The 7,434-nt window shown below is 43.5% G+C and carries 2 protein-coding genes and 1 pseudogene; 1 reads left to right on the top strand and 2 read right to left on the bottom strand.

Features of this window, described 5'->3' with window-relative positions; genetic code table 11:
• Both ACFILH_RS09135 and ACFILH_RS09130 read right to left on the bottom strand, forming a co-directional pair.
• Positions 1-4,372 (bottom strand): filamentous hemagglutinin N-terminal domain-containing protein (locus ACFILH_RS09135; RefSeq protein WP_375667692.1); only part of this gene is annotated, 4,372 nt, incomplete at its 3' end.
• Between the two features lie 25 nt (positions 4,373-4,397).
• Positions 4,398-6,194 (bottom strand): ShlB/FhaC/HecB family hemolysin secretion/activation protein, encoded by a 1,797-nt coding sequence (locus ACFILH_RS09130; protein ID WP_375667690.1) that lies wholly within the window; start codon positions 6,192-6,194, stop codon positions 4,398-4,400.
• 956 nt (positions 6,195-7,150) lie between these two features.
• Here ACFILH_RS09130 and ACFILH_RS09125 point away from each other — a divergent pair.
• Positions 7,151-7,434: pseudogene (locus tag ACFILH_RS09125) on the top strand (helicase); the annotation flags it as partial.

Genomic DNA, 7,434 nt, shown 5'->3' with positions numbered 1-7,434 from the left:
CACTGTTGCGTGTGGCATCAATCGAAACATTGCTCTCAGCTTGCAAGAGAAGTTTATCCGTTGCTTGAACATCAGAGCCTAGAATATTCAAATCTTGTCCAGAGAGAAGTGTCGTTGAGCCACCAGAGTTGACTTCTGATTTATGATGCATGGTGGCATCACCCTGTTCATCATGGTAATGGGTTTCTGCTGAACCGATCGTCAAGTTACCTTGTTCTGTAGCCATGGCAAGATCACCTCCGGTAGTGATCCCCACCCCGGAGGCTGTGATATTTTGTTTAGCAATCACCGTTGCATTACCACCAGCAGAAAGCGCCTCGGTGTTTAATACGGTCTCCACGCCGTCAACCGTTGTGCGCCCTGCATCCAAACGAATATTCTTCTCCGCAAGGAGAACAGCATCCCCACCCGCCGCAAAATGCCCTCCTTGACTGAGGATATCCCCGCCATGCACATGCAATTGGTGGTTTGCCGCAATACACCCTGAATTGGTTATTGTGGAATTGCTTGTATTTTGGCTGGTGATATTGACATCATCGCCCATGATCAAAGCCCCAGCAGAAACAAAGGAGGCTCTGTCTTTTTCAGGGATGTAAAGCACCGGTGCGTAAACATCCATGCCCTTGACCTGTTGGCGCACATAAATCACCATCGGGGCTTCTAGGGACGCCAATTGTTCTTCACTCAAAGCCTCACCAAAGGGGAGATTGTGTGCTTTTGCATATTCTGCCCCGACATCCAGCAAGGTTTTGACTTGTTCAATGGCATCACTTCCAGGAATAAAGGAGCCTTTACCCAAACCTTGACCAACCAGATCACGCATTTGTTTTTCAATCAGCTGCTTTTCGAAATAAGCATCGCCTAAGAAAAAAATCTCCCGATCAGGATTGTAGCCAATTCTGTTCAAATAATAGGCTGAACCATAAAACTTGCCGACATCAAGAAATTCTGCCCGCGTTTCATAAATGAAATTTTGATTGGGTAGCGTGCCCCCAACCCCACCCGATTGGGGCTTTGGTAAAGGAAGCCCCTCAGCAAGTTCCCCCGCATTATTGAGATCCACTTTTGGTGTAAAGAGAGCATCAACCCCGGTTAAACCACTTAAGGACTCCAGTGGTTTACGTTCAGCTGCTTGTGCTTTAAAATGCGCATCCCCTGTAATCGAACCTTCCGCTGCCGTGTTATTGAGTTGATCGACCACCAAATTCAACGTGCCACCCGCTTGGACAAGACCAGGAGCTGCATCAAGAGCTTCTGAACCAGTATGGCGATCCTTGCCATCGGCTATATCTAAAGAAACATCGCGGCTTCCATCAGCTTTATAGCCATAACAATAACCATCCTGCGTATTGGCATTACAACCCAGATAAGTTTTTTTATAAGCCGTTGCACCTAAATTGGTCAGCACATTGGCGTGGATATCGGCATTACCCCCTGCTTCTATAGAGCTATAATGGTTGTCAATGGTATCAGCGTTAATGATGAGATTGCCACTAGATTGTATTACCCCCGAAACTGGTTTATGAGAAAAACCTTGCGTGACAGTCTTTTCTGTCATGTGTGACCAGTCTTCGTTTGGGGATAAGAACCCCCATCTATCACCATTCCATCGATAGCGTTTTACGGACTTTTGATCATAGACAGGCTTAAATTCCCAAGTAAATGCCTTATAGACTGTTCCATCGCTTGAAATTGCGGTGCCATAGGTTTCTTCTTTGCTCGACCAAAGAGGAACATCCAAGAAAATTCTTACGTGCCCGTCAAAAGGTCCGGTATGACTTTGATGTTCGTGTCCCTTTCCCCAAAGGTTGGGACCATCTTGATATAACATCCCATCACTGAGCCTATCAGAACCCTTTGGTCTTTGGAAAGAAATATCGCTATATTCCGTTTTTTCCGTGATGACAGGCGTGCTATCGGCTTCGTTTTTTAGGGTGTTGGTTTGGATATTTAAGTTTCCACCAGCTTGAATAAAGCCTGCTTTGTTCACAAGCGAAAGGCTTTTTCCGCTGCCATCTGCATTGGTGAAAGATAAATCACCTTCTGTCATTATGGTGCCAAAATCATTGAGCAAAGCACCATCAACTTGTAAAGCACCATTGCCCTTCACATAAATTAAGCCCGTTTTGTTGTTGGTCACATTGCCCGTCACGCTAAAGACTAAATCCTGCCCCGATGCCAATTGACCGCTATTTCCAAGCTCCCCCGTTTTGATCACGAAATCTCGTGCTGCTAAAACCGACGTTGTCTCATCAACCATAACGCTTGGGGCAACAAAAAGAATATCTCCAGTCCCTCCCTGATCTGTCACGGCTTGTAGCCGCGCATGGTGAATCTCAAGGGCATTGGTGCTTTGAAAGTCTAAACCGCCATAAGCCAATTCGCTCTCTGAGACATCAATATGATCTGCAATTAAATACAGCGTTTGCGGCGTGTAAATATGAGAACGATTATTGCTTAAATCGAGAGTGTTTGCTGTCAATCTCACATCCCCCTCAGCAGACAACACATTCTCAACACTGATCTCTCCAGATACCGATGTCAATGTTGCGCTGCCATAGCCCATGACCTGATCATAATAGATGTCGTTGCCTGCAAAAATTTCAATATTGCCACCACTGGCAATCTGACCAACCTTCACCCCTTCTTTTGCTGTAATCAAAAGAAAACCGTTTTTATCTAAAACAAGATCCCCTGAACCGCCCGTAGAAACGACACCTGTCATCAGTGTGCCAGCATCAAGGCTGCCAACCTTTAAAACAGCTTTTTCACCCGTCATCAGTGAAGAAAAGTCAACCGCCCCACCCTCAATATTTGCCTTGCCATAGGCTAAAAGTTGTCTAAAATGAACGGGAGCATTTGTTGCTGGTTGTGCTTGAATGGCAACATTTTGATGCGACAGAATTGTTTGAGAAACAGATAGCCCGTTATGAGAAACCAGGGTGATATCTCCTGCCCCATAAACACTTTCAGCGACAATCGCACCTTGACTGCTCTGGAGATCAACATCCCCTTGGGTGCCAAGAACAACAACACCAGCAGCACCCGTTGCCGCCATATCAACCCCACCGGCTAAAAGCTGCGCCTGTATATCACCACCGGCATGCGCCTTGAGGTTCCCTTGCGCTAAAACAATCCCCTCAAGCTTCAAGTCTCCGCCCGATTCAAGAGCCATATCAGCGCCTGACCCTAGCCCTGAAACTTGAAGTGTCTGGCGCGAAGAAAGCTCCATATTGCCCCCAGAGGTTGCCTTACCGGCAATCGATAAAAGCCCATCCTGCGCCTCTATCTTCAAATGACCATCAGCGCCAACCGTTTCTAACGTCACATCCTTATGGGCGGCAATATCAATATGCTTTTTCGAGGTGATGTGCTTTGCCAATACGCTCTGGCTTTTCGATTTGAGAACAACACCCCCATGACCAAAAACATTCTTCAACGAGATTTTCCCGTCAGCAGAAAGATGCAACTGCCCCGCATTGGCTGCCATATCATGGCGCATGCGAACCCCAACACCTTTTTCTGTTGCCACAAGTTTAATCTGATCCGCCTGTAGAGCCCCCAAAGCAGAGCCATCTATCGCATATTCCGGTTTACCGGTAATATCAGTCAGTTCTTTCATCTCACGAGAAGCATAATCAAAGTGACCCGTCCCTGCTGTCACTCCAATTTCCTTGCCCGCAACAGCTCCTTCAAAATGCACTGTGCGTGAGACAATATCGACAATATCAACCGCCCCTTGACCAGAGAAAAAATTGGCTCCCTTGGCGCCAAAGGTAATATCCCCACCTCGCACCTCAAAGCCTTTCAAAAAACCGCTCGCATCAATTTCGGGTACACCTGTAGTTAAGGTCGCATGGGGTGTATTGATAAAGCCACAACCATCACAGCTTATCCCATTGGGATTGGCTATAATCACATCGGCGGGGCTCCCAAAAACCTCTCCTGGACCATTCAAAGCACTGCGCTTGCTGCTGGTCACTTCATTTAAAATCACTTTCGCCGAACCCGTGAGGCGCAAATGCGGATTGCCCGGCATAATGCCCCCCAACTGCGATTGCCCCACTTCTTGCGCATGATTGTTCCAAATCACACCTGGATTTCCAATATTAAAATCGTTATATTTATTGTGTGATAAGCCCTTGCCATTGGGGGTAACAATATCAATCGAGGGAACCCCATTGGGCGCTGTCACTATATCTGGGCGATGGGCAGCATTCGCGTTAGGATCCACAGTAATTTGTGCCTGTAACACTGAAGGGGCTAACAAACAAGAAAAACCAAGTCCCCCAAATAAAACCTTTTTGAGCATCGTACTGGAGACCAAAACACCTAATAAAGCTGCTCTTTCTGCTCTCTTCTCATATCTCATACTTTAACTCCCCAATAAAAAATGCTTAAAGTTCCATTGTTAATGTCATAAAAAATGTTCCTGATTTTTTGTGCTTAACTGTGCTCCAAAAAATACTGGAATAACTGGCATCAAGAGAGACCATGCCTCCCGCAAGCTTGACACCTGCTGTCCAACCGGCAAGCTGGTCACTCTTAATCCCATACAAAGCTTGCGAAAACACACGCCCATAATCCAAACCAACATAAGGGCGAAGTTCACCAAAAACTTTTTTAAAGGTCGCGTGATTGCTCCACGGAATGGTGCGCAACAACAAATCATTCCGGCTAAAAAAACCGTTATTGCCAAAAAGCAAACTCTCACGCGTGCCACGAACATTGGAAGCGCCCCCCAACGAAATCTGTTCAGCCCCCAATAAATTATGCGGTGAATATTGACCACTCAAAAGATTGCTCAGTATAAAGTCAAAGCCCCCTACCTTAAAAGGCGTCATGACACTAAGCGTACCGGTAAATTTGGCAAATTGTGGCTCCGCATCCCCTGCCCCTGGATCGTGCTTCTTGACAGAATGAAACAAGGGGAGCCCTTGCAAATAACTCACATCAAAGGTCCAAGTCCCCCCCAACATCTGGCGCGAATGCGAAATCCCAAAATTGGCGACGCTATATTGACGGCTGCCCACTTCAATCTTATTGCCAAGAAGGTAATTGTTGGTTCTTTTATAAGAAAGACCTAAATTCAAGGTAGTAAGGGAAACACCATCACGGTAAAGAACCCTGCTTGTACTGGCGTGCAACTCACTGGAATCCCCCGTCGTCTCAATATCGGTAAAATTGCCAGGGATAATGCTTTGGTAATTATAAACAGTGCCATTCAATCCAAAGGTCCAATAACCGTACGGAATACTCACACTCGCTGAAATGTTATTGCTATGTCCTTCTTGCTTGCTCCCACCCCAATAATCTGTCTGACTGCGCTGATAGTTAAAATCCCACGCATCATTCATCCCTAAAATATTTTCTACCCTCAAGCCCGCACTATAACGCGCATAACCCGTGGAAGATTGTCCCATATTGTCATGAGAAACAGTAACCTTGAAAGTTTTATCGGGATGATTGTTAATATTGACAATGGTGCTCCCTTCTTCACGCCCTGGAAGAAGTTCGCTGTGAGCGTGCGCTGAACTCAAACGGTTGATCTGATCAAGCCCCTGTTCAATATCGCGCATGTTCAGAACATGACCTTGAAGCCCAGGAAAAGCACTCCACACAACATTGTTATAACGAGATGCCGGTGAACCATTATAGTAAATCTCTGAAAGCTTGCCCTCAACGACAATAAATTTGAGCGTCTTGCTGTTTTTGATATCTTGATCAGGAATGTAAAAACGCGCCGTTACATAGCCTTGATCCAAATAAACTTTGGTTAACTTCTTGATTAAGAGCTGAATATCAAAAAGCCCAATACATCTTCCAACATAAGGCTCTGTTACGGCTGATATAGAGCGCTTTTTGACATGATGCACTCCCTCAACAACAACAGCATGAATGGGAAAACATTGCTTCCCATCCAAAAGCGTTTCTGGATTTTGCTCTGAAGGCGTCTTGATCCTTTTAGGCGTTAAAGACCGTAATTTCTCAATTCTTTCTAATTGCTGCTTCTCAGATTGTTGGCGAGAAAAATTATCTGTTGGGGAATGAAAAATAGCTGAGGAGCGCGCATAAACATTTACACCTGTAAACAAGCCAAAGAAAACAACAATGGCACGAAAAATTCTCAAAAGAGAACTTTGGCGTAAAAATATCAATAACAATACAGATTGCCCCCGCTTTGCATTATTCATGAAGCACTCTTTAAAAGAACTTCATGAAACCTCTAACAAGTCCACTCAAAACAGCCACTGCCCTATGACGCTTTTAACAAAAGCACATGCCTTTGTGACCAAAAAAGTGACACCCAAAAACTGCTTTATTTTAACTGCTGAAGATCTCTCCCCCACATTTATGTAAAAAGACCTCTAAACAAAACTGTTTAGCCCGTCAATGGTTAATACATCAATATCCCCAGTTTAATGCTACAATATATTTATCAATAATTAGAGATAAATTCACTCTCCAGCTCCTCTAAGCCACTCAACACGCATATAAACGAGACATCATGCTATCAAGCACATCCTATCGTCAAAAACAACAGCATAAAACAATAAGAAATCTCTTTTGAAGTCTTTAAGACAACCACGCAAAACTCTTTTTATGGCATTCTCATCAAGGAACTTTTTTCCAAAAGCAAATGATCTGAGTGACCTTATCAGAAGAGTTTTGTCAGTCTTGTCAGTTCATTCTAGCTCCTATATTATTTTTTTTAAATGAGAGAAAATTAAAAACATTATATTTCAATATGTTAGTATTTTAACGATACAACCTATATCGATAATACAACCTTAAATACAATCAATAATATATATTTGTCAGTTTGTGTCAGTAAATTAAACTGACAAAATAGATTATTTTAGTGACTCATAAAACCTATCAAAATAATCATTATGATAATTTAAAAGCACATGCTTCATTTGTCTTTTTTCCATAAAATAAACAGCAAATTTCACTATTTTGCTGATCTGACCCCGTGTCATGGGCTGTGGATAAACAAGCTTTAAAAAAACTTTTTGAAAAAATTATCGGCTTTTTTAGCATTTTTCTGCATTTTTTCTCAATTCGTTCAAAATGGATTTAATAAGCTTCGTTTTGATTCTTTTGAAGAGAATTAAACCCTTATGTGAAAACGGAGCCCTGTTGTAATATGCATCACTTTAATAAGTATGATAATGAACATGTCACTTTACGCTCTCTCTTAGAATATTATCGTCAACGAGCTAAATCACCCCGTGAATTAGGAACACTGTTCGAAAATCTTGTCATGGCTTATCTTATGCATGACCCTCTCCATTATGGACGATATGAAAAGGTAGAAACCTATTATGAATGGGCTGAAGAGCGTGAAGGTTGGAATAAAAATGATATCGGCATTGATCTGGTTGCTAAGCTTCGTCATCAAGAAGGCTATGTGGCTATTCAGTGTAAGTT

It is taken from the genome of Bartonella sp. CL435QHHD (assembly GCF_042195095.1).
Classification (GTDB): Bacteria; Pseudomonadota; Alphaproteobacteria; order Rhizobiales; family Rhizobiaceae; genus Bartonella.
The sequence above is the reverse complement of the archived record's forward strand: the minus strand, read 5'-3'. Positions and strand labels throughout refer to the sequence as shown.